Source organism: Rhodococcus sp. GXMU-t2271, from assembly GCF_041414735.1.
GTDB classification, from domain to species: Bacteria; Actinomycetota; Actinomycetes; order Mycobacteriales; family Mycobacteriaceae; genus Rhodococcus; species Rhodococcus indonesiensis.
Map to the genome: position 1 here is coordinate 21,476 of NZ_JAUIZP010000036.1, position 23,577 is coordinate 45,052.

A 23,577-nucleotide genomic window follows, 5' to 3' on the forward strand; every position below is an offset into this window, starting at 1 on the left:
GTTTGCGGGTGTCTGATCCGCGTATTGGGGCCCAACTCGTCGAGGCGGGCGCTGCCGTGTCCGAGCACGTGCCGCTGTCGACGCTGACCACGCTGCGGCTGGGTGGTCCGGCGCGGTGGCTCGCCGAGTGCACCACCACCGACACGCTCGTCGAGGCCGTCCGCCTGCTCGACGCGGCGCGTGTCCCCACCCTGGTCCTGGCGGGGGGCTCCAATCTGGTGATCGGCGACGCCGGGTTCGACGGCGTGGTCGTGCGCATCGCGACCACCGGGATCGAAGCGGGCGAGGACACCGTCCGCGCCGAGGCGGGTGCGGTGTGGGACGACGTCGTCGCCCTCACCGTGAAGTCCGGCCTCGGGGGGCTCGAGTGCCTGTCGGGGATCCCCGGCTCCACCGGCGCGACCCCGGTGCAGAACGTCGGCGCCTACGGGGTGGAGGTCGGATCGGTCCTGCGCGCTGTACGGCTGCTCGACCGCACCAGCGGCGACGTCCGGTGGGTCGGCCCCGGGGAACTCGGACTCGGCTACCGCACCAGCGTCCTCAAGCATTCCGACGACGCGCTGGTGCTCGAGGTGGACCTCGCCGTGCGGCCGGACGGGGCGAGTGCACCGCTCGGCTACCGGGAGCTGGCGTCGGCCCTGCACGCCGAGGAGGGGGAGCGGCGCCCGGCCGCGGAGGTACGCGAGCAGGTGCTGGCGTTGCGCCGCGGCAAGGGCATGGTGCTCGACCCGGGCGACCTCGACACGTGGAGCGCCGGATCGTTCTTCACCAACCCGGTGCTCTCCGACGACGAGTTGTCCCGGGTGCTCGCGGTCGTCGAGGAACGTGTCGGGCCCGACGTGCGGATCCCGCGATTCCCCGCGGACGGCGGCACCAAGCTCTCCGCGGGGTGGCTGATCGAGCGGGCCGGGTTCGGCAAGGGCTTCCCCGGTCCCGACGCGCCGGTGCGGCTGTCCACCAAGCACACCCTCGCGCTCACCAACCGGGGTTCCGCGACCACCGCGGATCTGGTGGCCCTCGCCCGGGAGGTCCGCGACGGCGTGCAGGACGCGTTCGGGGTGCGGCTCGAGCCGGAGCCGGTGACCGTGGGCTGCGTGATCTGACGATCGACAGCCGCTCGGCGCCCAGCCGTCCGCTGTGACGGTCGTCGGAGCGGATGGCTGCGGACGGCGCGGATGCGGCCCGCGGCGTACTCTCGCCGGAGTGCATGACCTGGGTGAACGACGTCGTCGGTTGTTGTGGTCGGCGGTACTCGCGCTCGTCGCGGTGCTCGCGGCGTGCTCGTCGGGCGGGGGCGCGGGCGGGGGCGCGGTCCCGGCCGAGCCCCCGCCGATCGCGGCGGTCGCCACCGACCCTGTCGACGGTGCTACCGGGGTCGACCCCACCGCCCCTGTCCGGGCCTCGGTCACCGACGGCGAGTTCACCGACGTCGCGCTCACCAACACCGGCACCGGCACCGTCGTGCGCGGCGCACTGTCCGCCGACCGCCGGAGCTTCACCGTCGCCGAGCCGCTCGGCTACGGCGCGACCTACCGCTGGTCCGGCACGGCCGTCGGCTCCGACGGCCGGCCCGCGCCGGTCGAGGGCAGCTTCGACACGGTCGACCCCGACCGGATCGTGGCCGCGACCCTCGACATCGCCGACGGCCAGGAGGTCGGCATCGCCGCACCGATCGTGGTCCGGTTCGACGGCCCGATCGCGGACCGGGCCGCCGTCGAGAAGGCACTGGCGGTGACGACCGATCCGCCGACGATCGGCAGCTGGGCGTGGCTGCCCGACGGCGACGGCGGCGCCCAGGCCCACTGGCGGCCGCAGCAGTACTGGGTGCCCGGCACCGCAGTGCACCTCGACGCACGCCTGTACGGCCTCGACTTCGGCGACGGTGCCTACGGCGCGGAGGACCTCACACTCGACTTCACGATCGGTCGCAGCCAGGTCGTCGTAGCCGACGCCACGTCGCACCGCATGCAGGTCGTGCGCGACGGGGCGACGATCATGGACATCCCGGTGAGCTACGGGCAGGGCAACGAGGCCCGCAACGTCACCCGCAGCGGGATCCACGTGGTCACCGAGAAGCACGCGGACTTCCTGATGTCCAACCCGCCGTACTACGAGAACGTACGGGAGCGCTGGGCGGTGCGGATTTCCAACAACGGCGAGTTCATCCACGCCAACCCCGCGACCCTCGGTCAGCAGGGCGCGACCAACGTCACCAACGGCTGCATCAACCTCTCGCTCGGGGACGCCCAGGCGTATTTCGAGACGGCGATGTACGGCGACCCGGTGGAGGTATCCGGAACCTCGATCGAACTGTCCGCTGCGGACGGCGACCTCTACGACTGGGCGATCGACTGGCCCACCTGGCAATCGATGTCCGCGCTGTAGGAGAGGCGAACTACCAGCGGTTGTGCACCTTCTCGGCGAATCCGAGAAGGTCGCGCACCTCGAGCCGGACACCGTCGTCGCGCGTGACGCGGCCGGTGAACCGGCCGAAGACCTGATGCTGCGTCGAGCGCAGGACGAGGGCGTTCACGTCGGCGGCACGGTCGAGGATCGGCTCGAAGCTCATCTCGAACCGGTCGTCATTGCTCGCGAACCGCCACGGAGCGCCGTCGTAGGTGCCGTGCGGAAGGTGGAACTGCACCCGGTCCAGCTTGTGCGCCACACCGTCCACCAGGACCATGTTCTCGCTGCCCGCGGTGGTGTCGCCGAAGCCGTAACCGACGGTGAACCCGAAGGGACGCCCCTCGTGCCGTCCCGAGGCGGAGGCCCAGAACCAGGTGTTGTCGTAGGTCCACACTCCGCGGCCCCAGTCGAACACCCCGGATGCCGACGCGGGGTCGAAGGTGTGCTCACGACCGGCGAGCGTGACAGTTCCGGCAGCAGAGAGGCCGGGGAACTTCTGGTTGTAGTAGAACGCCCGATCGTCGCCGGGGAACGGCAGCGCGACGACCATCCGCTCGTCGCCGGGCGGGGTGAGCACCACCTCGCCCGACAGACCCCGTCCGCCCGCGAATCCGGGATGCCGGACGACCAGGCGCCGGGCGCCGTGCTCGTGCCGGAACTCCAGGCGGATGCCGCGCCGGTCGACGACCACCTCGCCAGCGTCCGCGGAGGCAGGCAACCGCAGCCGTCCCAGCGGAAACGGGACCATCACGTTCTCGGTGGTCTCCGTGCGGCCGGTCAGGTCCAGCCAGCTCACGCCGAGCAGGCCCAGGTAACCGTTGTCGGCGACGGTCAGCGCGAGACCGAACGGCCCGTCGTCGCCGTCGGCGAGCACGCAGTAGTAGTCCCACTCCTTGATCCGCCACCGTGGCACCGCGATCCGGGAACGGTCGTAGGTGCGGACCTCGGAGCCGGCCCATCCGGCCTCGGCGAGACGGCCCCGCCCGTCGAGCAGCGGGCCCGGGGAGAGGCGGTGCTGCCCGGCGTCCCCCGAGATCTCCACCGGTTCTACTCGGCGGTGCGGTGGAAGCGCATGGGGCTGGCCTGGTCGCGCGGCTGCACGATGATCTGGTCCAGGTTCACGTGCGGCGGGCGCGACGCGACGAACCCGACGATCTCGGCGATGTCCTCGGCCACGAGCGGGGTGATGCCCTCGTACACCTTGGCGGCGCGCTCGGCGTCACCTTCGAACCGCACGAGGGAGAACTCGGTCTCCACCGCGCCCGGCGCGATCTCGGTCAGGCGCACCGGCTTGCCGAGCAGCTCGCCGCGCAGCGTCCGGTGCAGCACCGCCTGGGCGTGCTTGGCGGAGGTGTAGCCCGCACCGTTGTCGTAGGCATGGAACGCCGCCACCGACGTGATCGTGACGATCAGGCCGTCGCCGGAGTCGACGAGCTTCGGCAGCAGGGCCTTCGTCATCCGCAGGGTGCCGAGGACGTTCGTCTCCCACATCCAGCGCCAGTCGTCGAGGTCGGCCTCGGCGACCGGGGCCATACCCTTGGCCCCGCCCGCGTTGTTCACGAGCACGTCCACCCGCGGGAGCACCGTCGTGAACGCGGTCACCGAGTCCTCGTCCGTGACGTCCAGCTCGAGGGCCGTACCCCCGATCTCCTCCGCGAGCTTCTCGATCCGGTCGACGCGACGAGCGCCGACGACGACGTGGAAGCCCTGGGCTGCGAGGGTGCGGGCGCTGGCCTCGCCGATGCCGGAGGAGGCACCGGTGACGACGGCGACGCGGGAATCGGGAGAAATCGTCATGCGAGCGATCCTAGGGTGCCCCGGGTGCGGTCGCGCGGGGTCCGCGCGACCGCGGCACCCGCTACGACGCGAGCGGCCGGGGCGTCTCGATGATCGAGTAGGCGCTCGCGTCGCCGGCGACGGACCGGCTCGCCTCGCCGTGCACGCTCACCGGGACGTCGCCGGCGAGGGTGATGCGGTGCAGCCGACGGTGCAGACCGTCGTAGTCGGCGACGGCGTAGTGCTGCGTGGCCCGGTTGTCCCACACCGCCACGTCCCCGGCGGCCCAGTGCCAGCGGGTGGTGTACTCGAGCCGGGTCTGGTGGTCCTGCAGCAGCCGGAACAGCGCCTGCGACTGCCGGCCGCTCAGCCCGACGAACCCCTCCACGAAGTGGCCGAGCAGCAGCGACCGCGCTCCGGTCTCGGGGTGCACGCGCACCACGGGATGCTCGGTCGCGAAGTACTCGGACCGGAACTCGGCGCGGTACTCGGCGACCCGCTCGTCGGCGCCGTCGCGGAGATGCTCGGCGCTCTCGGCGGCGTAGTCGTACACGTTGGTGTGGGTGGCCCACAGGTTCTCGGCCAGTGTCTTCAGCGGCGCGGGCAGCCCCTCGTAGGCCGCCACGCCGGACGCCCACGTGGTCGAACCGCCGTAGGCGGGCAGTTCCACCGCGCGCAGGATCGACGCCTTCGGGATGCGGTCGACGAACGAGACGTCGGTGTGCCAGCTGTTCGCTCTGCCGTAGTCGGAGTCGATGGGTAGCACGTGCTCCCCGCGCGACGTCACCGTCGGGTGCGCGGTGGTCGGCGTGCCGAGCAACTCGGCGAACGCGTACTGCGACGCGTCGTCGAGGTGGTGCTGTTCCCGGAAGAAGATCACCTTGTGCTCGGCCAGGGCGTGACGGATCGCTTCGACGGTGGGGCCGTCGAGGTCGCCGCCGAGCCGGACTCCGTCGATGCGGGCACCGATGTGCCCGCCCAGGCGGACCACGGTCACGTCGCGAGCGCGTGCGGTGTGGGTATCGAAATCGACAGACATGGACTGCCTTTCGTGGATCGGATGTCGGTACCGTCAACCTCATCACCGGTGCTGTTCCGGCGTAAGGGTTTTCGTCACCGTGATCGGGACCGTTGCCTGCGCGTCGCCGGTCGGAGTGGACACGGCGGCGCCCGGCGGCTAGGTTGCGGGGTATGCCAGCTCGCCGTCTCCGTCCTCCGCGGGTCACCTATGTGACCGCCGCGCTGGGCTCGCGGCTGCCGCTGGCGCGCGAACTGTGTTGTCGCTGACACCGCACCTCGCGCCCCGCTTCGTTTCCTGCCGTCACCCGGCGGATCGCTACCCTCACGGTCGAGCGGATCGGCGCCTCCCCGTCACGCCCCGGGTCTTCGAACCCGCCCCCGAGGAAGAGCCGCAGTGTCTGCAGCAGCTACATCGAATGTCTTGTACCCCAATGCCGTCCGTCCGAAGTCCGGGGTCCGGTCCCGCGGCGCCACCGCCCGTGTGCGATCGACTGCGCACGCGCAGATCGTCCCGCCCGAACTGAAGCTCGCCGACGGCGCCGCCGCGGCAGTGTTCCGGGTCGCGGCGGCGCGCGGGCCGATCTGCCGCGACCAGGCGGCGGCGGCGACGGGCGCGAGCATCGCCACCGTCAACCGGCAGGTGTCGGCGCTGCTCGCCGCGGGTCTGCTGCGGGAACGGCCGGATCTGACCGTGCCCGGCGCCGTCGGCCGGCCTCGGGTGCCGTTCGAGACCGACCACGAGCGCTACCTGACCGTCGGGATCCACATCGGTGCGGCCGTCACCGGCATCGTCGCGAGCGATCTGCGCGGGCGCGTGATCGGCGCGGTGGAGATCCCCACCCCGCGCGGCGGCCAGGAAGCGGCGCTCGGGGTGATCACCAGCAGCGCCCGGGCCTTCGCGGCGCGCTGGCATCGGCGCACGCCGCTGTGGGCAGGCGTCGCGCTCGGCGGGCGCGTCGACTCGGCCACCGGAACCGTGGACCATCCGCGGCTCGGCTGGGTGGATGCGCCCGTCGGAACCGTGGTGGGCCGGGGTCTGGGCCTGCCGGTTTCCGTCGCCGCGCACGTCGAGGCGATGGCCGCGTCGGAGCTGCTGCTCACCCCCGACCGCGACACCGCCGACGTCGAGGGCGCCACCCTGTACTTCTACGCCCGCGAGACAGTCGGGATCGCAATCGCATTCGACGGCCGGGTGCACACGCCACGCGGCGGCCCGGGTTCGGTGTCGCACCTGCCGACGGGATCGTCGGTGCCGTGCGCGTGCGGTGCCCGCGGTTGCCTCGAGGCCACCGTCGCCGACCGGGCGGTGCTGGCCCGGGCGCGAGCGGCCGGGTTGCTCGACGCACGTGCCCCATCCGTCGCCGCGCTGTACACGCTGGCCCGCAACGGCTCCCGCGAGGCCCACGAGCTCCTCGTGGAGCGGGCGCAGGTACTGGGGCGGTCCGTCGCGATGCTCCGTGACCTGTTCAATCCGGACCGGGTGATTCTCGGCGGCCAGGCGTTCACCGCGTACCCGGCGGCCGCACCGCACGTCGCGCGTGCGCTCGGGGCGCCGTCGGGCGCCGACGTCCGGGTCACCGGATTCGGCGACCGGGTACAGGCGCACGCCGCGAGCGTGGTGTCCTTGAGCTCGCTGTACTCCGATCCGCTGGGGGCGATGCGCCGGGCGCGGGGCTGAACCGCGCACGAAATAGCCATGCGCGCATGCAATTTCATGTGCGTGTGACCGGGGAGCGCGCGGATCGGGGGCCGCCGCTCATCGGCTGCGCAGTGGCGGGCCGTCCGTGGCGTCCGCCGGCGCAGCCCGACGGTCCAGTTCGGCCCGGGCGCGCGCCAGACCGCCGTGTTCGAGTGCCGCGAGGGGGGACTCGTCCGCCCACACCGGTGTGCCGCGGTCGCGGACGGTCACGCTCAACGAGCCCGCCAGGTGCTCGAGGGAGCCGGGCACGTTGCGGCGTTCGAGCGGCAGCGGGACCGGCAGCACGTGGGCGTCGCCCAGAGGGGCGGTCGCCTCGATCTCGACGGTCCACCGCGGACCGCGCCCGAACAGCGACCACCGTTCGTCGGTGACGTGTGCCCGCACCGGGGAGACCACCGGGTTGCCGAGCCGGATCACAGGTCCGTCCGGCAGGGCGACGACCACGGCCGTCACCTCGGTCCGCAGGGGACCGGCGTGGACCTGCCCGCCGGCGAAGGCGACGCATGCGGCGGAGTCCGCGAACCCGTGCGCCTGGCCCCACCACCACGACTCCGGGAAACCGCCCCTGCCCCAGTTCTTCTCCGCGTACACCTGGGCGCCGTCGAGGTTCCAGGTCTCGCCGCCGAGCACGGCCTCGCCTTCGGCCCGGCCGTCGAGCAGCCACGGGTGCCAGTACTGGTTCAGCGCGGGAACCGCGTGGAAGATGCTGGATCCGCCGAATCGGCGACGAGGCCACGGCCGGGGCGCCGTCACGCGCACGTCGAGGCGGGCGTCGTCGCCGAGGTCCACGCGCAGCCGGTCGCGTTCCCCGTGGAACGCCGTGCCCGCCGATGCGCCGAGCCGCAGGGGGTCGGCGAATCCGTCCGGGTACGCCGTCGTCCGCAGGAATCCGCCCGGGTGCGCCGCCAGGCCGAGCGTCGCCCACGACCCGTCGCCGGCCTGGTTGACGCCGCACAGCGCGATCACCACCCGCCCGGTTCCGGGTTGGGTGAACCGCCAGAAGTATCCCTCCATCGCGACGTCGTGCGCCCATCGCGACGTCGTGCGCCGCGAGGGGATCGCCGAAGGGCAGGTCGGCGCCGGTGGCGCGGTAACGCGAATACAGCGACACGGCGCTCAGATCCCGGCCAGGGCCGCGGCCGCGATGTCGTCGAGATCCCGGCGCAGCGCCGTGCGCGTCACCCGCATGCCCAGGGGAGCGAGGAGCGCCGTCAGCGCCCGCCGGATCCGGCCGGGACGGTCGTCGTCCGCGGAGAACCGCACGGTCAGCATCGTGCCGGCCCGATCCGGGACCACGTCGAACTCGGTGCGGTAGCGCACCCCGCCGGATTCGGCCTCGACGACCGTGTGCCGTCCGGGCTCCACGGCCGTCACCGTCATCTCCTCGGTTGCCGCTCTGCCGAACATCCTGCGTGTCTCGCGCCAGCGGGTGCCGACCTCGTAGCCGACCCCTGCGAGCCGTTCGACACTGTCCACCCCGCTCAGCACCTGCGGGGCCGAGTCGACGGAGGTGAGCACCCGCCACACCCGGTCGGGTGGGGCGTCGACGGAACGGCTCAGTTCGATGTGGTGGCCCATTCGTGCTCCTTCGGTCGGGTCGGTCACAGCGGCAGGGCGTGCTCCCGCAGCGCCTGCTCCGCGCCGCGTCGGCGGAACCACTCGAGCCCGAACGCGCTCGCGAGCTGTTCCGGCGTCATCGCCAGCATCGGCCCGAAGTCGCCCACCTGCGAGGCGTGCGCGAGCATCGCCGCCCGTTTCGCGGGGATCGTCGCGGACACGTCGATCGTGGTGGTGATCTCGGTCTCGGGCAGGCCGAAGGTGTCCAGGTCCGGTGGCGCCGCATCCGGGCCCATCTCCGGGGCGGCGGCGAGCAGACGACGGATGTGGTCCCGGTTCATGGCCGCCTCGTACACCGACGGGTGCGCCGTCAGCTCCTGGGCCCGGGCGCCGACGCGGTGCACCTGCACGTGGTCGGGGTGCCCGTACCCGCCGTTGGGGTCGTAGATGGTGACGACGTCGGCGCTCTCCTCCTCGAGCACCGTTGCGAGGCGCGCCGCGGCCGCCTCTACGTCGACGTTGCAGAACGCCGCCGGGTCCGAGTTCCGCGGCGTCCCCGCCATGCCCGAATCGGCGTAGCCGAGCGGAACCAGGCGGGCGACCCCGAGCGCCTCGGCCGACGCCTCGAGTTCGGCGCGGCGGCGCTGGGCCAGGGATTCGCCGGGCCCGAGCAGACCGTCGGGAACCTCGCCCGCGGCGCCGTCCGTCGCGACGACCAGCACCACCCGATGTCCCGCGTCCGCGGCCAGACGCATCACCCCGCCGGTGGTGAACACCTCGTCGTCGGGATGGGCATGGAAACACACCAGCACGCTCACGTACTGCATGCTGGCACGAATGCGCTCCTACCGTGCACTGTTCACCGCGCCGGGTGCCGCCGCGTTCTGCCTGGCGGGGTTCGTCGCGCGGCTGCCGATCGCAATGGTCGGCATCGGCATCGTGACGATGTTCTCGCAGCTCCGCGGCGACTACGGCCTCGGCGGAGCGGTGGCCGCGGTGTTCGCGCTGTCCTACGCCGCGCTCACCCCGCTGGTCTCGCGGGCCGCCGACCGGCACGGGCAGTTCCGCGTCCTGCCGGTCGCCGCCGGGATCAGCGCGGCCGCGACGGTCACGATGCTGGCGGGGGTGCGGTGGGAGGCACCCGAGGTGCTGCTGTTCGCGTGCGCGATCCCGGCGGGACTGATGCCCACGATCGGCGCCATGGTCCGGGCCCGGTGGACCGAACTGCTCCGCGGCACCGACAGGCTGCGGACCGCGTTCGCGCTCGAGGCGGTGATCGACGAACTGTGCTTCATCGTCGGGCCGGTGCTGTCGGTGGGTCTGAGCGTCGCCGCGTTCCCCGAGGCGGGCGCGTTGCTGGGTGCGGTGCTGCTGGTGATCGGCACCGTCGCCCTCGCCGTGCAGCGCGGCACCGAACCGCCCGCGCGCCCGGTCGTCGCGGGTGCGCCCGGTGTGAGCGTGCTGCGGATTCCGGTGCTCGTCGTGCTGGTGGTCGCGATGACGGCGATGGGCACGATCTTCGGCGTCGTCGACGTGGTCGGGGTCGCGTTCACCGCCGAACAGGGCGTGCCCGGCGCCGCGACCGTGGTGCTGGCGATGTTCGCGACGGGATCCGCGCTCGGCGGCCTCGTCTTCGGTGCGGTGCGGCTGCGGGCACCGCTGACGCGGCAGCTGCTGGGGGCGACGACGACCGTGGCGGTGCTGCTGTGGCCGCTGCTGCTCGCCGGCACCGTGCCGGCCCTCGCCGTGCTCTACCTGGCGGCCGGGGTGGCCGTCGCCCCCACCATGATCGTCGCGACCTCTCTGACCGAGCGGATCGTGCCGCCCGGCAGGCTCACGGAGGGCATCACCTGGACGGTCACGGGACTCGGGGTCGGTGTCGCGGTCGGCTCCGCCGTCGTCGGTCAGGTCATCGACCGGTCCGGGCCGAGCGCGGGCATCGTGGTTGCCGTGGTGGCCGCGGTCGTCGGGTGCGTGTGTGCCGCGGGAGTGTCCCGGCTCGCCCGGCTAGGGTGACCCGCATGACAATCCGTGAGGTCGAGAGTTCCGACGGCACCCCCATCGTCTACGGCGCCATCGGCGATCCCGCCCATCGTCCCCTGGTCCTGCTGCACGGATGGGCCCAGTCGTCGCGGTGCTGGGGTCAGTCCGTGCTCGACGAGCTGGCCCGCACCCACCGGGTGATCGCCGTCGACCTCCGCGGACACGGGTACTCGGGCGCCCCGGAGACCGGATACGACGAGTCGAGACTGTGGGCCGCGGACGTGCAGGCCGTGCTCGACGCCGAGAACGCCCACGGCGCGGTGCTGCTCGGCTGGTCCTACGGCGGCCTGGTGATCTGCGACTACCTCGCGACCCACGGCACCGATCGCGTCGCCGGGATCGTGCTCGTCGGCGCGATCACCAGCATCGGGCGCGGCGAGAAGGGCGGCAAGGTCGGGTCGGCCATGCGCGCCGCCGTCCCCGATGCGATGTCCGAGGACGCGGCGACGGCGATCCGCGCACTCGGTGCCTTCGGCACCGCCCTCACCGGGACCGGGGCGGGCACGGGTGTCGCGGCGCAGGCGCTGTTCGGCACCAGCCTGTGCACCCCGCCCCGCGTGCGGGCGGCGATGTTCGCCCGGACGGTGAGCAACGACGAGCTGCTGCGCAGCCTCGACACCCCCGTGCTCGTCCTGCACGGCACCGCCGACTCGGTCGTCGACGTCTCGGCCGCCGAGCACGCGGCGGCACTGCTGCCGAACGCGACGACCTCGTACTGGGAGGGCACCGACCACGGTCCGTTCGTCGAGGACCCGCAGCGGTTCGCCGCCGAGGTCACGCGCTTCGCGGCAGCGCTGTAGCGTCCACCGATTCGAGCGCCTGCGTCCCGGCGAGCAGGAGCGTCTCCTCCGGCGTGAGCGGGTGGAACTTCACCCCGCGCACGTCGCGATAGCACTGTTCGAGCGGGCTGGACCGGTAGAAGCCGCGGCCCCCGGCGACGTCGAGCGCCAGGTCGCACACCTCGATCGCGGTGCGTGCGATCTCGGCCTTGGCGGTCATCACCGCGGCGACCGTGCTCATCGACGGCACCGGATCGTCGCCGACGACGTCGAGGGCACCGTCGAGGGCCCACGACGCGACCTGCAGGCGGGTGGCCGCCACCCCGAGCTGGCGGCGCACCGTCGGGTCGTTCGCCCGCGGGGTCCCGGCGACGAGGGCGGTCGCGTGCGCGTGCGCGGTCTCGGCGACCCCGAGATACACGGCTGCGACCACGGGCATGGCGACGCTGAGCACCAGCTGGAACGGCGGGTCGATCACCCCGTAGGGACGGCGGGCGGCCACGGCCGCGTCCGGGACGAACACATCGGTCAGCTCGACGTCGTGGCTGCCGGTGCCGCGCATGCCCAGTGAGTCCCAGTTGTCGTGGACTCGTACTCCGTCGGTGTTCATCGGGATCATCATGTTGAGCACGATGCGGCCCTCGTCGGGGTCGTCGAACGGGAACATGGTGGCGAGCACGTCGCCGACGGGGGCCTGGCTGCAGAACACCTTGCGGCCGTCGACGCGGTAGCCGCCGGGCACCTTCCGGGCGGTCCCACGGGGGTGGGTCTGGTCGGCGCCACCGGTGGAGACGAGCACGATCGCCTCCTCGGCGACGCGGCGCAGCATCCGGTCGGCGCCGGGCGCACCGTGCCGGTACCGCCATGCGGCGGCGAGCACGACATGGTGGTGCATGGCCGAGGCGAGCGCGGTCGCCGCACAGTGGTGCGCCAGGGAGCGCTGCACGGTGGCGACGTCGCGCACGGTCGCGCCGTCGCCACCGAGTTCGCGGGGGACGGCGAGGGCGAGGCGGCCCTCCGAGCGCAGGATCTCGTAGGGCTCGGCGACGAACGTGCCGTCGCGGTCGTGGGCGCGGGAGTAGGGGGCGATCCGCCGGCCGAGTTCGTCGGCGCCGGCGACGAGTTCCTCGCGGGGCCGGGAGCGGGGGTACTGGGTGATGTCTACGGTGGTCATGTCTCGACGGTAGGAGGGCAGATCGATGCCGCCCAGTGCACGTTCTGGACCTACTCTGGAGGTGTGCGCGAGTACGGGCAGTACTGTCCGGTCTCGATCGGCAGCGAAGTGCTCGCCGACCGGTGGACCCCGCTGATCCTGCGCGAAATGGTCTACGGAAGTACCCGCTTCAACGAGATCGAGCGTGGTCTTCCCGGCATCTCGCGCACCCTGCTGGCCACCCGGTTGCGGCACCTCGAGCGCAAGGGCGTGCTGGTACGGGTTCCGCAGGCGCGGGGCTGCGAATACCACCTCACCCCCGCCGGTCGTGAGCTCGCCCCGATCCTCGTCGCGATCGGGGAGTGGGCGGTGAAGTGGTTGTTCTCCGAGCCGCTGCCCGCCGAGGTCGACCCCGTGACACTGACCTGGTGGATGCACCGCCGGGTGGACCGGGACCGGGTGCCGCCGCAGCGGGTGGTGATCGAGTTCGACTACACCGGTCCCGCCCCGATCCGGTTGTGGATCGTCCTGGACCGGGGCGAGCCGTCGGTGTGCCGGAAGCATCCGGGCTTCGACGTCGACGTCTACGTGACCGCGGAACCGGTGGCCCTGATGCGCGTGTTCGCCGGCACCCGGACGCTGACCGAGGCGCTCGGCGACGGCAGCGTGCGAGTGCACGGCCCGGCCGCGCTGGTGCGCGGGTTCGGCGTCTGGTTCCTGTGGAGCCCGTTCCACGCGGCGGTGCGCCGCGCAGTCACGGGCTCCGGGGGTTCCTGACCGGCCGGGTGCGACGTCGCGCAGACGAACCGGTCGGGGGCGGAACCGGGCGGGGATGCCCGGCAGGGCAGTATGGAGAAGTGACGTCGAAGTCGAACAGCCGTCCCCGCCGCGTGGCCGTCCTGTCGGTCCACACCTCGCCACTCGCGCAGCCCGGCACGGGGGACGCCGGCGGTATGAACGTCTACGTTCTGCAGACCGCGGTGCAACTCGCGCGCCGCGGGGTGGAGGTGGAGATCTTCACCCGGGCGACCTCCTCGGCCGACCCCGTCGTGCAGGAGGCGGCACCCGGCGTGCTCGTGCGCAACGTCGCCGCCGGTCCCTACGAGGGGCTCGACAAGCACGACCTGCCCACACAGTTGTGCGCCTTCGCCGCCGGGGTGCTGCGGGAGGAGGCCCGGCATCCGCAGGGCTACTACGACCTGGTGCACTCGCACTACTGGCTGTCCGGCCAGGTGGGCTGGCTCGCCCGCGACCGGTGGGGTGTCCCGCTCGTGCACACCGCCCACACCCTCGCCGCCGTGAAGAACGCCTCGCTCGCCGACGGTGACGTGCCCGAACCGGCGGCCCGGCAGATCGGCGAGCAGCAGGTGGTCGCCGAGTCCGACCGTCTCGTCGCCAACACGGTCGACGAGGCGGCGCAGCTCGAGCGCAGCTACGGTGCCGACCCGTCGCGGATCGACGTGGTGGCACCGGGCGCGGACCTGTCCCGCTACCGGCCGGGGGACCGGGCACTCGCCCGTGCCGAGCTGGGACTGGATCCGAACGAGACGATCGTGACGTTCGTCGGCCGTATCCAGCCGCTCAAGGCACCCGACGTGCTGCTGCGCGCCGCCGCGGCGGCGATGGCCGCCGACCCGGAGGTGCCCCTGCGGGTGCTGGTGGTGGGCGGGCCCTCGGGCACCGGGCTCGAGCGCCCGCACTCGCTGATCGACCTGGCCGCCGAGCTCGGGATCGCCGCCCGGGTGACGTTCCTGCCCCCGCAGCCTCCCGAGCGCCTGGTGCAGGTCTATCGCGCGTCGGACGTGGTGGCGGTGCCGAGTTACTCCGAATCGTTCGGCCTGGTGGCGATCGAGGCGCAGGCGTGCGGGACCCCGGTGCTGGCGGCGAACGTCGGCGGCCTCGGCGTCGCGGTGCGCGACGGCGAGACCGGACTGCTCGTCGACGGGCATCGCACGAGCGACTGGGCGGCCGCGCTGCGCTCGCTGGTCACGGATCCGGGCCGGCGGGCCGTGCTGGCGGCGGCCGCGCCGCTGCACGCGGAGAACTTCTCGTGGGAGCACACGGCGGACGGGCTGCTCGCCAGTTACCGTAAGGCCGGTGCGCTGCGGAACCGCTCCCTCGGGAGCGGCGAGTTCCCGCTGCGACGGCAGCGCGGAGTGTGGAAGATCCGGCGGACGACGGGGGTGCGGACGTGAGCGAGCGACTGAGCGAGACGATCGAGGCGACGCTGCGCGATCGCGGCCTCGAATTCTCCCGCAAGGAGGGTGGGCACTTCGTCGTCGACCTGCCGGGGGAGAACAAGCTCAAGACGACGACCCTGCTCTCCCTCGGCAACCACGGCCTGCGGGTCGAGGCGTTCGTGTGCCGCAAGCCCGACGAGAACTTCGAGGGCGTGTACCGGTTCCTGCTCCGGCGCAATCGGCGGCTGTACGGGGTGGCGTACACCCTCGACAAGATCGGGGACATCTACCTCGTCGGCCGGATGTCGGAGGCATCGGTCACTCCGGACGAACTGGACGCGGTGCTCGGCCAGGTGCTCGAAGCCGCCGACCACGACTTCAACGTCATTCTCGGACTCGGTTTCCTCGCCTCCATCAAGCGGGAGTGGGAGTGGCGGGTCTCGCGGGGCGAGTCGCTTCGCAACCTCGAACCCTTCCGGCACCTGATCGAGGACGGCCGGCCCTTCGTGGTGGAGGACGCGCAGCCGTAACGGCGCGATATCGGTGACCCGTCCCACAATATTACTGTGAGCCTAGTCACATAACGACCGTGTAACTACGCGGTTTCGAAACGGCGATATCTCAGACGTCACCTGGGAAAACGCCGGAACTCGATCTTGGAATGTGAGACGCGCGTGCCGGAAAACAACGCGTGACCGATCCGTGATGACTCTCTAGCGTCGTAATCAGCCCGATACCACCGGGCAAGCAAGACCGGCCCGTCGCCGCTGACTCTGCCCCGCGGGACCGGAACTCGATACCTGATCGAGGGGCAGGGACGAGGCACAGATCCGAATCCGGGCAGCGGGATCGACATCGTCGGCCGCCGCAGTGCCTCGCCAGCAGACGCGAGAGGAATTCAACCGCATCATGGCTAACTTCACCTTCAAGCGCGCCCTCGGCACCGTCGCCGCCACCGCGGCCCTGGCCGTCACCCCGTTCGCCCTCGGCACCGGCACCGCGAACGCCGCGTCCGGCAACTGGGATGCCGTCGCACAGTGCGAGAGCAGCGGCAACTGGGCGATCAACAACGGCAACGGCTACCACGGCGGCCTGCAGTTCTCGCCGAGCACCTGGAACGCCTACGGCGGCCAGCAGTACGCCCCCACCGCCGACCAGGCGACCCGCGAGCAGCAGATCGCCATCGCCGAGAACGTCCTGGCCGGTCAGGGCCGCGGCGCGTGGCCGGTGTGCGGTCAGTACCTCTGATCCCACACCCGGGCTCGCGCCCGTAGCAGCCGAACGAGCCCCGCGTGCACCGCACGCGGGGCTCGTCGCATCTCACCGGCTCGCCACACGTCGGTAGGCGGCGGTCTCGAAGTCGAGGTAGCCCTGGAACGAGACGGCGTCCGCGAACGGCAGGATCTGCGTGGCCCAGAAGCCGCCGAGCCCGTTCTCCCGGTCGATCCAGTAGTAGAGATTCGCCAGACCCGCCCAGCCGAGCGCGCCGGCCGGACGGCCCGTCGGCGCCGGCTCCTCGTTCACCAGGAATGTGTACGCCCAGTTCTTGGCCAGGCCGGGGAAGAACTCCGCATCGTTCGACAGGGCCGGGACGACCCCCGGGAGCGCGGTCACCTGCTGCCCGTCCAGGCCGCCGCGCACCGCATCGGCGACCGTCGGAGGCGAGAGAACCCGGTCACCGCCGGGGGCCGCGCCGTCGCGCAGCCACATCCGGATGAACTTCACGTAGTCCGGCACAGTGGTGTAGAGCCCGTGGCCGCCCATGTGGATCTCGGGGTCCTGGGGCAGCACCATCTCCGGCATCGGGGCGAGTGCTCCGTCCCCGTTACGCTGGTGGACGACGGCCAGCCTCGCGCGCATGTCGTCGGTGAGCGCGAACGCCGTGTCGTCCATCCCGAGCGGCTCGAAGATCCGCTCGCGCATGACCTCGCCGAGGCGCCGGCCCCGCACGGCCTCCACCACGAGACCACACCAGTCGATGTTCGAGCCGTACATCCACCGCTCGCCGGGATCGAACAGCAGCGGTGTCGTCAGCGCGGCCTTCGATCCCGTGATCACGCTGGGCTGACCGTGCTCCTCGGCCAGGCGCCGGTAGTTCTCGTCGAAGAAGTCGTACCCGAAGCCGGCTGTGTGGAGCAGCAGCATGCGGGTGGTGACGTCGCGCTTCGGTGCGCGCAGCAGGGGCGCACCGTCCGCTCCGAAGCCCTCGAGAACCTGGAGGTCCCCGATCTCCGGGACGTAGCGGGCGGCGGGGGCGTCGAGGTCGAGCAGGCCCTCCTCGACGCACTGGAGTGCGGCGGTGCCGGTGATCGCCTTGGTCGTGGAGAAGGCGGCGAACACGGTGTCCGTCGTCATCGCCGAGCCGGAGCCTGCTGCCCGTTCCCCGGCCACCCCTTCGTACACGACGCCGTCCCGGTCGGTGAGCATGGCCACCACACCCGGCAGGCCCGTCGGGCGGTGGGTGAGTTCTCGCAGGGCTGCGTCCATCGTGGTCGCGAAGTCGTCTGTCACGGTTCCTCCTGTGTGCGGTCCGCCGCAGACCGGCGTCGGAGGTGGATGCTACGGACGGGGTTGTGACGCGGGCCACCTCGGAACGGCACGCGCGTCGTCGGATTCCGGCAGTCGGCGTCCGCGGGCCCGGGCGAGCGTGTGCGACGGGTTCTCGCCGAATCGGCGACGGTAGGCGGCGGCGAAGACCCCCATGTTGACGTAGCCCCAGCGGGCCGCCACCGCCGAGACGGTGCACTCGGCCGACGGGGTGGAGAGCTCGTCGCGGATGTGCCGCAATCGCACGTCGGTGAGATACCGGTTCGGCGTGGTGTCCAGATGACGGCGGAACGCCCCCGACAGGGCGCGCACGCTGACACCCACGGCGGCGGCGACCTCGGAGACCGTGGGCAGGTCCGCGGCGTGCTCGCGAATGTAGTGCTCCGCGTGCCGGACGTATGCCGGGGCGGCCGGCGGTTCGCCGCAGTCGAGCGCGACGCCCGCCGCGGCGGCCCACTCGGTGACGAGGTGACCGAGGAGCAGCTCCTGCAGGTGGGCGCCCGGCCGGCCCTGCGCGATCCGCACCGGATCGGCCCGGATCGCGCGGACCGCATAGGCGAGCAGCGTGTTCCAGCCCGACTCGGTCCCGACGACGCACTTGTGCTGCCACAGGCGGTCGTCGGGGACGACACCGAACCAGCGGTCGGCGAGGTCGGCGACGAGCCGATGCGGCACCGTCAGGTTCAGCTGCAGATGGTCGTCGTCGAAGTCGACGCGATGCTCGATGCGGCTGCAGTCGGCCACGAACGTGGCGCCGGAATCGACCTCCACCGCGCCCGCTCCGACCCGGTGCCGCGCGTGACCACGGATCGTCGTGAGCACGAGGATGTTGCCGGCCTCGGCCGAGAGCCGATCGACGGTCACCGGAATTCCGTAGCGGAACCGGGTGAGCACGATCTCGCCGATCGACGCGGAGAACATGCTCGATCGCGGGTGCAGCAGGCGCCCGCTCGGCCGCACGCGATAGGGCATGTACACCCGGTCCGACCACGCCCGGATCTCGTCCCAGTCGGTCGAGACCATCGCGGGCGAGGAGCCGCGACCGGAGAACGGGTCCAGCGAGTGCACGACGTCCGTCATCCGGTCGAGCCTAGGGTGCCGGACCGGACGCCGACACTGCCCGATCGGCCGGGCTCGGGGGCACGCGACCGGGCACGCGACGGTCCTCGACCCGGTAGTGTCCGGCATGCCTGTGACTGCCTTCACAGCCGTCGGATACCGTACTCCCGGCACGTCTGGCACGGCGTGCCAGAGATTCCTGCCCCCGAGGAGAACCAATGAGCTTTCGCAGTCCCTTTCCCGACGTCGAGATCCCGGCACTGAGTGTCTACGACTTCCTGTTCGGTTCGATCGCGGAATCGGACCTCGATCGCCCGGCGTTGATCGAGGGCGCGACCGGAGCCGTCACCGACTACCGGACCCTGATCGGGCAGATCGACGCCATCGCCGGTGCGCTCGCGGCGCGCGGGGTGGGAGTCGGTGACGTCGTCGGCCTGCTCTCGCCGAACGTGCCCGCCTTCGCGGCCGTGTTCCACGGCATCCTGCGGGCCGGGGCCACCGCGACCACCGTCAATGCCCTCTACACCGCCGAGGACATCGCCAAGCAACTCGAGGATTCCAAGGCGACGTTCTTCTTCACCGTCTCGCCGCTGCTGCCGCACGCGAAGGAGGCCGCGGCCGCGGTCGGCATCCCCGACGACCGTCTCGTCGTGCTCGACGGCGCCGAGGGACATCCCTCCCTGCGCGACCTGCTCGCCGAGAACGCCCCCGCCCCCGAGGTGTCGTTCGACCCGGCCACCCATCTGGCGGTGCTGCCGTACTCGTCCGGCACCACCGGCCGCCCCAAGGGCGTGATGCTCACGCACACCAACCTGGTGGCGAACGTGTGCCAGATCAAGTCCCCGATCAGGATCGAACCCGACGACCGGATCCTCGCCGTCTTGCCGTTCTTCCACATCTACGGCATGACCGTTCTCCTGAACGCCGCCCTGGTCAACCGCGCGTCGCTGGTGACGATGCCGAAGTTCGACCTGCCGGAGTTCCTGCGGATCGTCTCCGAGCAGAAGTGCACCTACGTGTTCATCGCGCCGCCCGTCGCCGTTGCCCTGGCCAAGCACCCGCTCGTGGACCAGTACGACCTCTCGAGCGTGCACACCGTGTTCTCCGGCGCGGCGCCGCTGGACAGGGCGCTCGGGAACGCAGTGTCCGCGCGGCTCGGATGGACGGTCCGCCAGGGCTACGGCATGTCCGAGATGAGCCCGGTCAGCCATGCCATTCCGTTCGACGGCGACGACGTGCCGCTCGACTCGGTAGGCCCGACGATCGCCAACATGGAGTGCAAGCTCGTCGACCCGACCACCGGCGAAGAGGTCGAGTACCCCACGGGCGAGGGGGTCTCCGAGCCGGGTGAGCTGTGGTGCAAGGGCCCCAACGTCATGGTCGGTTACCTGGGCAACCCGCAGGCCACCGCGGAGACCCTCGACGCCGACGGGTTCCTGCACACGGGCGACATCGCCACCGTCGACGCGGCCGGCAACGTCACCATCGTGGATCGGCTCAAGGAACTGATCAAGTACAAGGGCTACCAGGTGCCGCCCGCGGAACTCGAGGCGCTGCTGCTGACCCACCCGAAGATCGCCGACGTCGCGGTGATCGGCGTGCTCGACGACGAAGGCGAGGAGGTGCCCAAGGCGTTCGTCGTGCGCCAGCCGGACGCCGAACTCACCGAGGAGGAGGTCGTCGCGTTCGTCGCCGAGCGGGTCTCGCCGCACAAGAAGGTGCGGCAGGTGCAGTTCATCGACACCGTCCCGAAGTCCGCTGCCGGCAAGATCCTCCGCAAGGATCTGCGCACGCCGACGTCGTAGCCGGTCACCACCCGGGTCGCAGGATCCGGCCGAGATGCGCCGCGAGCGCCTCGAGCGTCGGATCCTGCGCCCGGAACCCGACGTAGCCGTCCGGCCGCACCACCACGGCCGCGACGGCACCGTCGAAACCGTATGCCCGCGCGGCGCGGCCCGCGTCGTCGCGCAGTACCCGCCCGTCCGCCGGGCTCCCGGTGCTTCCCGCCACGAGCACGTACGCCCGCAGCGCGTCCCCGAAGCGGTCCGTCGCGTGCTCGGCGAGCTGTCGCTGTGCCTGCAGCGCCTGCGCCGTCGGCGCCCACAGCAGCACGGTGTGGCCGGGGTGGCGCAGCAGGTCGTGCAGCCGCAGCGGCGAGGCGACGGCGTCCTGCCGCAACCCCGTCGCATCGGGGGCACGATCGCCCGGAGCAGGGCCGCCGCCCGGCGGCACGGCGCTACCCACGAGCGGGCTGTCCCGGTAGCCGAGCAGCAGCTGGGCCTCGCGTGCGATCGCGGTCGCGGCGTCCGTCTCCCCAGCCCCGAGGCCCTGCCGGGCGTGCCGCACGGTGCGGCCCACCACCTCCTCCCCGACGGGCCGGCGCTCGGCGTCGTAGCTGTCGAGCAGGCCGTCGGCGGCGCGTCCCCGCACTGCCAGCGCAAGCTTCCAGCCGAGGTTGTAGGCGTCCTGGATACCGGTGTTCATGCCCTGTGCCCCGGTCGGGGGATGGATGTGCGCGGCGTCCCCGGCCAGGAACACCCGGCCCCCGCCGTAGCTGCCGGCGAGGCGGTGGCTGATCCGGAACACCGACGACCAGCGCAGGGCATCGGCCCGTGTCGGTTCGGGTGCCAGCCGGTCGAGCACGGCCTGGATGTGGCCGAGGGTGGGCCGGCGTCCGCCCTCGAGCCCGTGGGCCACGGCTCCGGCGCCGGAGGCAGGGGTCGCCAGGTCCGGCGCCACGAAGGTCGACAGGCGGTAACGGCCCGTGCCGGGCAGCGGGATGCACACCATCATGTCCGTGGTCGTCCCGTCGCTCGTCGTCGAGGCGCGGATGCCGTAGCCGCCCGGCATCGACCAGTCCAGTTCGACGTCGGCGAGCATGTACTCCTCGGGAAACGCGTCGCCGTCGAAGGACACCCCGAGTCCTTTTCGGACGGCGCTGTGCGCACCGTCGCAGCCGACCAGGTAGCGGGCCACCAGACGCGTGGTGTCGTCGCCGTCGCGCAGGGCGGCGACCACGCCGTCCGCGGTCCGCTCGAACCCGGTGAGCTCGACGCCGCGGCGCACGACGGTGCCGTGCTCGGCCAGGGCCTGCGTCAGCACCCGCTCCGTGGCGTACTGGGGCATGCAGACGAACCGGTACGGCACGTCCTCGGGCAGGTCGAGTTCGAGGCGCATCACCTGCCGGCCGTCGACGTAGACGATCTGCCCGTGCATCGGCGCGGACACGTCGAGCGCCGGCCGGACCACGCCCATCGCGTCCCAGACCTCCAGGGTGCGCGGCTGGATGCCGACCGCCTTGGCGTACTGCGGCGGTTCCGGCAGCCGGTCGACGATCACGACGTCGACGCCGCGGCGGCGCAGTTCCAGCGCGGCGGTCAGTCCGACCGGGCCGGCGCCGACCACGAGTACCGAGGTCTCGCTCATGGGCATGCCCTTTCGTCGCGTTCGAGGGCAGTATGTCGGAATTCGGCGGCCGTGCGGGGCCGGTTCGCCGCATCCGGAGCCGCGAGGTGACAGGTGCCCGGTGCCGGAGCGCGCGTCGTCACACGTCGAGCAGGTGCGGCAGGCCCGCGCGGTAGCGGTCGGCGTCGATGCGGCGCGCCGGTTCGAGTTCGGCCGGCTCGTACAGGCGGTACAGCGCCGGCGGCGCGGCGGGCGAGTCTGCGGCCTCGAGCAGTGCGGTGACGGCCGCGCGCGCGGATTCGCCGGCCGACTCCATGGTGGCGAGATCGATGTCGGTGCGGACGTAGTCCCCGGCGAGGAAGAGGTTCGGGATCGCGGTGCGGGCGTCCGGCCGGTCGGACAGGGAGCCGGCGGTGTTGACGAGCAGGGGAGTGGCGTTGGTGTTGCGGCCCTGCGCGGGATCCCACCGGATGCCGGGATCGAGGAACCAGGAAACGATGTCGTCCGCGTCGAGGACACCGGTGCCGGTGTCGTCGAGGCACGCCGACATCTGGGCCCACGTCTCCCGGGCGATCTCCTCGGCCGTGCACTCCTTCGCGGTCTTGCCGTGGAGGATGCCGGGGGTGTCCCAGTCGGAGATGTCCACGGACAGGCAGTCGTGGGCGCTGCCGTCGCCGTAGCGGGTGGCGAAGTCGCCGCGCCAGAACTGGCCCTGGCTGATGGAGGTCAGTGCCCACGGCGAGCCGAGGTATGCGACGTGACCGGCCGCGATCGGGGTGGGCCGGCGCAGGAAGTACTGGATGCCCACCATCCAGTCCGTGTGCAGGTTCCGCATGCCTTCGAGGCGAGGATCGGCGGCGAGGATCTGCGGTGACCACAGGGGCGTGGCCCGTTCGACGGGCATCGCCGCGACGTACCAGTCGGCTTCGGCGACGGACCGGGTGCCGTTGCCGTCCACCAGCCGCACTCCGGTGATCGAGCCGGACGCGATGTCGAGTCCCTCTGCTGCCCAGCCCATTTCGAATACGACTCCCAGGTCGCGCAGGTGCGCGGCCCACGGGGCGATCCACGCCTCGTCGGTGGGACCGGCAAGGACCCGGTCGAGATGACCGTATGCGGGGACGGTGCCCATCGCGTTCCATACGAATGCCTGGCCCATGATGCCGATGGTGCGGGTGGAGGCGACGGTGGGCCGGGCGGCCACCAGCTGACGGGTCAGGGCCGAGACGAGGATGTTGCGGTAGGCCGCCGACTTGCCGTCGGCCTCGAGTGTCTGCGACCACGTCCGGTGTTCCCACTGCCCGTTACGTCGTTCGAGACTGCTGGTCAGGAACATCACCAGCTTGCGGGTGAAGACGGCCAGCTCGTGCGGGGGGATCGCGCCGCCGAGGGAGAAGGCGGCGGCGAGGGAGTCCTGCAGCGAGGCGGGATCGAGAGCACCGTGGGGCAGCGGGGCGATCGACGCCGGGGCGACGAGGTCGGGCCCGCCGGGGATCGCCATCCGGAAGGCGGCGCCGGCGACGAGATTGTCGAACACGCCGTTCGGGTTGCCCGGGAAGGGGATCCGCCCCATCGTGTCGGGGATGTGCTGATAGAAGCCCGGGAAGAACCGGAAACCGTGCTCGCCGGGCAGGTCGGCGCGGCCGCCGGCCGCGGTGCCCGGCGACGGGATGCTGCGGGCCTTGCCGCCGAGGGCGGTCGGTTCGAAGACGGTGACCTCGAAACCGCGTTCGATCAGTTCGTGGGCGGCCGTCAGGCCCGCCACCCCGCCGCCGAGCACGGCGACGCGGCGGCCCGTCGACCGCAGTGCCGGGGAGCGCGGGGCGGCGTGGACGGGGGCGGGCGTGACCGCGAGGGCGCCCAGGGCGGTGAGGAAGGTGCGGCGGGAAAATCGGGTGTCGAACACGAGAAGCCCCCATCCGGACGACATTCTGGAAACAGCCGTTGTCACAT

The 23,577-nt window shown here is 72.0% G+C and carries 20 protein-coding genes and 1 pseudogene; 10 read left to right on the top strand and 11 right to left on the bottom strand.

Going from position 1 to position 23,577, the window contains the following annotated elements:
• Positions 1 to 56 precede the first annotated feature (56 nt).
• Both QYS60_RS13970 and QYS60_RS13975 read left to right on the top strand, forming a co-directional pair.
• Positions 57 to 1,103: a UDP-N-acetylmuramate dehydrogenase gene (locus QYS60_RS13970; RefSeq protein WP_371383506.1), complete on the top strand. Its 1,047-nt coding sequence runs from the start codon at positions 57 to 59 to the stop codon at positions 1,101 to 1,103.
• A gap of 100 nt (positions 1,104 to 1,203) precedes the next feature.
• Entirely contained in the window at positions 1,204 to 2,385 is a 1,182-nt protein-coding gene (locus QYS60_RS13975) for an Ig-like domain-containing protein (protein ID WP_371383447.1), read from the top strand.
• Positions 2,386 to 2,395: 10 nt separating this feature from the next.
• Here QYS60_RS13975 and QYS60_RS13980 read toward each other — a convergent pair whose 3' ends face one another.
• The 3 genes from QYS60_RS13980 to QYS60_RS13990 all read right to left on the bottom strand — a co-directional run bounded on the left by QYS60_RS13980 (position 2,396) and on the right by QYS60_RS13990 (position 5,221).
• A complete protein-coding gene (locus tag QYS60_RS13980) occupies positions 2,396 to 3,448 on the bottom strand; it encodes a DUF2804 domain-containing protein (protein WP_371383448.1) in 1,053 nt (350 codons plus the stop codon).
• 5 nt (positions 3,449 to 3,453) lie between these two features.
• Positions 3,454 to 4,203: an SDR family NAD(P)-dependent oxidoreductase gene (locus QYS60_RS13985; protein WP_003937523.1), complete on the bottom strand. Its 750-nt coding sequence runs from the start codon at positions 4,201 to 4,203 to the stop codon at positions 3,454 to 3,456.
• A gap of 61 nt (positions 4,204 to 4,264) precedes the next feature.
• Complete coding sequence (locus QYS60_RS13990) at positions 4,265 to 5,221, bottom strand: TauD/TfdA dioxygenase family protein (protein ID WP_371383449.1); 957 nt, start codon at positions 5,219 to 5,221, stop codon at positions 4,265 to 4,267.
• A gap of 462 nt (positions 5,222 to 5,683) precedes the next feature.
• Between QYS60_RS13990 and QYS60_RS13995 the strand changes: the two genes are divergently transcribed.
• Positions 5,684 to 6,880: an ROK family protein gene (locus tag QYS60_RS13995; protein ID WP_371383450.1), complete on the top strand. Its 1,197-nt coding sequence runs from the start codon at positions 5,684 to 5,686 to the stop codon at positions 6,878 to 6,880.
• A 78-nt stretch (positions 6,881 to 6,958) separates the two neighbouring features.
• On the opposite strand, the pseudogene QYS60_RS14000 reads toward QYS60_RS13995, so the two are convergent.
• From QYS60_RS14000 to QYS60_RS14010, 3 genes and pseudogenes are all read right to left on the bottom strand, one after another.
• A pseudogene (locus QYS60_RS14000) lies at positions 6,959 to 8,012 on the bottom strand (tocopherol cyclase family protein).
• Positions 8,013 to 8,017: 5 nt separating this feature from the next.
• The gene (locus QYS60_RS14005) at positions 8,018 to 8,479 is read right to left on the bottom strand and encodes an SRPBCC family protein (RefSeq protein WP_371383451.1); all 462 of its coding nucleotides are present in this window, start codon (positions 8,477 to 8,479) and stop codon (positions 8,018 to 8,020) included.
• A gap of 23 nt (positions 8,480 to 8,502) precedes the next feature.
• On the bottom strand, positions 8,503 to 9,285 hold the full coding sequence (locus QYS60_RS14010; RefSeq protein ID WP_371383452.1) for a PIG-L family deacetylase: 783 nt from the start codon (positions 9,283 to 9,285) through the stop codon (positions 8,503 to 8,505).
• On the opposite strand from QYS60_RS14010, the gene QYS60_RS14015 reads away from it, so the two are divergent.
• A complete protein-coding gene (locus QYS60_RS14015) occupies positions 9,284 to 10,474 on the top strand; it encodes an MFS transporter (protein WP_371383453.1) in 1,191 nt (396 codons plus the stop codon). The two genes, QYS60_RS14010 and QYS60_RS14015, sit on opposite strands and share 2 nt — an antisense overlap.
• 5 nt (positions 10,475 to 10,479) lie before the next feature.
• On the top strand, positions 10,480 to 11,301 hold the full coding sequence (locus tag QYS60_RS14020) for an alpha/beta fold hydrolase (protein WP_371383454.1): 822 nt from the start codon (positions 10,480 to 10,482) through the stop codon (positions 11,299 to 11,301).
• Here the strand turns inward: QYS60_RS14020 and QYS60_RS14025 are convergent.
• Positions 11,276 to 12,454, bottom strand: coding sequence for an acyl-CoA dehydrogenase family protein (locus QYS60_RS14025; RefSeq protein ID WP_371383455.1), 1,179 nt, complete (start codon positions 12,452 to 12,454; stop codon positions 11,276 to 11,278). The two genes, QYS60_RS14020 and QYS60_RS14025, sit on opposite strands and share 26 nt — an antisense overlap.
• 63 nt (positions 12,455 to 12,517) lie before the next feature.
• On the opposite strand from QYS60_RS14025, the gene QYS60_RS14030 reads away from it, so the two are divergent.
• The 4 genes from QYS60_RS14030 to QYS60_RS14045 all read left to right on the top strand — a co-directional run bounded on the left by QYS60_RS14030 (position 12,518) and on the right by QYS60_RS14045 (position 15,861).
• Positions 12,518 to 13,210, top strand: a complete 693-nt coding sequence (locus QYS60_RS14030) for a winged helix-turn-helix transcriptional regulator (protein WP_371383456.1) — start codon at positions 12,518 to 12,520, stop codon at positions 13,208 to 13,210.
• 80 nt (positions 13,211 to 13,290) lie between these two features.
• A complete protein-coding gene (mshA, locus tag QYS60_RS14035) occupies positions 13,291 to 14,628 on the top strand; it encodes a D-inositol-3-phosphate glycosyltransferase (RefSeq protein WP_371383457.1) in 1,338 nt (445 codons plus the stop codon).
• Complete coding sequence (locus tag QYS60_RS14040) at positions 14,625 to 15,143, top strand: YbjN domain-containing protein (protein WP_026138013.1); 519 nt, start codon at positions 14,625 to 14,627, stop codon at positions 15,141 to 15,143. Before mshA ends, QYS60_RS14040 begins: the two co-directional genes overlap by 4 nt.
• Before the next feature lie 379 nt (positions 15,144 to 15,522).
• The gene (locus QYS60_RS14045) at positions 15,523 to 15,861 is read left to right on the top strand and encodes a transglycosylase family protein (RefSeq protein WP_371383458.1); all 339 of its coding nucleotides are present in this window, start codon (positions 15,523 to 15,525) and stop codon (positions 15,859 to 15,861) included.
• 72 nt (positions 15,862 to 15,933) lie between these two features.
• On the opposite strand, the gene QYS60_RS14050 is transcribed toward QYS60_RS14045, so the two are convergent.
• Positions 15,934 to 17,100, bottom strand: coding sequence for a serine hydrolase (locus QYS60_RS14050; RefSeq protein WP_289377871.1), 1,167 nt, complete (start codon positions 17,098 to 17,100; stop codon positions 15,934 to 15,936).
• A 72-nt stretch (positions 17,101 to 17,172) separates the two neighbouring features.
• Entirely contained in the window at positions 17,173 to 18,240 is a 1,068-nt protein-coding gene (locus tag QYS60_RS14055; RefSeq protein ID WP_371383459.1) for an AraC family transcriptional regulator, read from the bottom strand.
• Between the two features lie 197 nt (positions 18,241 to 18,437).
• On the opposite strand from QYS60_RS14055, the gene QYS60_RS14060 reads away from it, so the two are divergent.
• Complete coding sequence (locus QYS60_RS14060; protein WP_371383460.1) at positions 18,438 to 20,024, top strand: AMP-binding protein; 1,587 nt, start codon at positions 18,438 to 18,440, stop codon at positions 20,022 to 20,024.
• Positions 20,025 to 20,028: 4 nt separating this feature from the next.
• Here the strand turns inward: QYS60_RS14060 and QYS60_RS14065 are convergent, their stop codons facing one another.
• Positions 20,029 to 21,645 (bottom strand): FAD-dependent oxidoreductase, encoded by a 1,617-nt coding sequence (locus QYS60_RS14065; RefSeq protein WP_371383461.1) that lies wholly within the window; start codon positions 21,643 to 21,645, stop codon positions 20,029 to 20,031.
• 118 nt (positions 21,646 to 21,763) lie between these two features.
• Positions 21,764 to 23,554: an FAD-dependent oxidoreductase gene (locus tag QYS60_RS14070; protein WP_371383462.1), complete on the bottom strand. Its 1,791-nt coding sequence runs from the start codon at positions 23,552 to 23,554 to the stop codon at positions 21,764 to 21,766.
• Between the last annotated feature and the right edge of the window lie 23 nt (positions 23,555 to 23,577).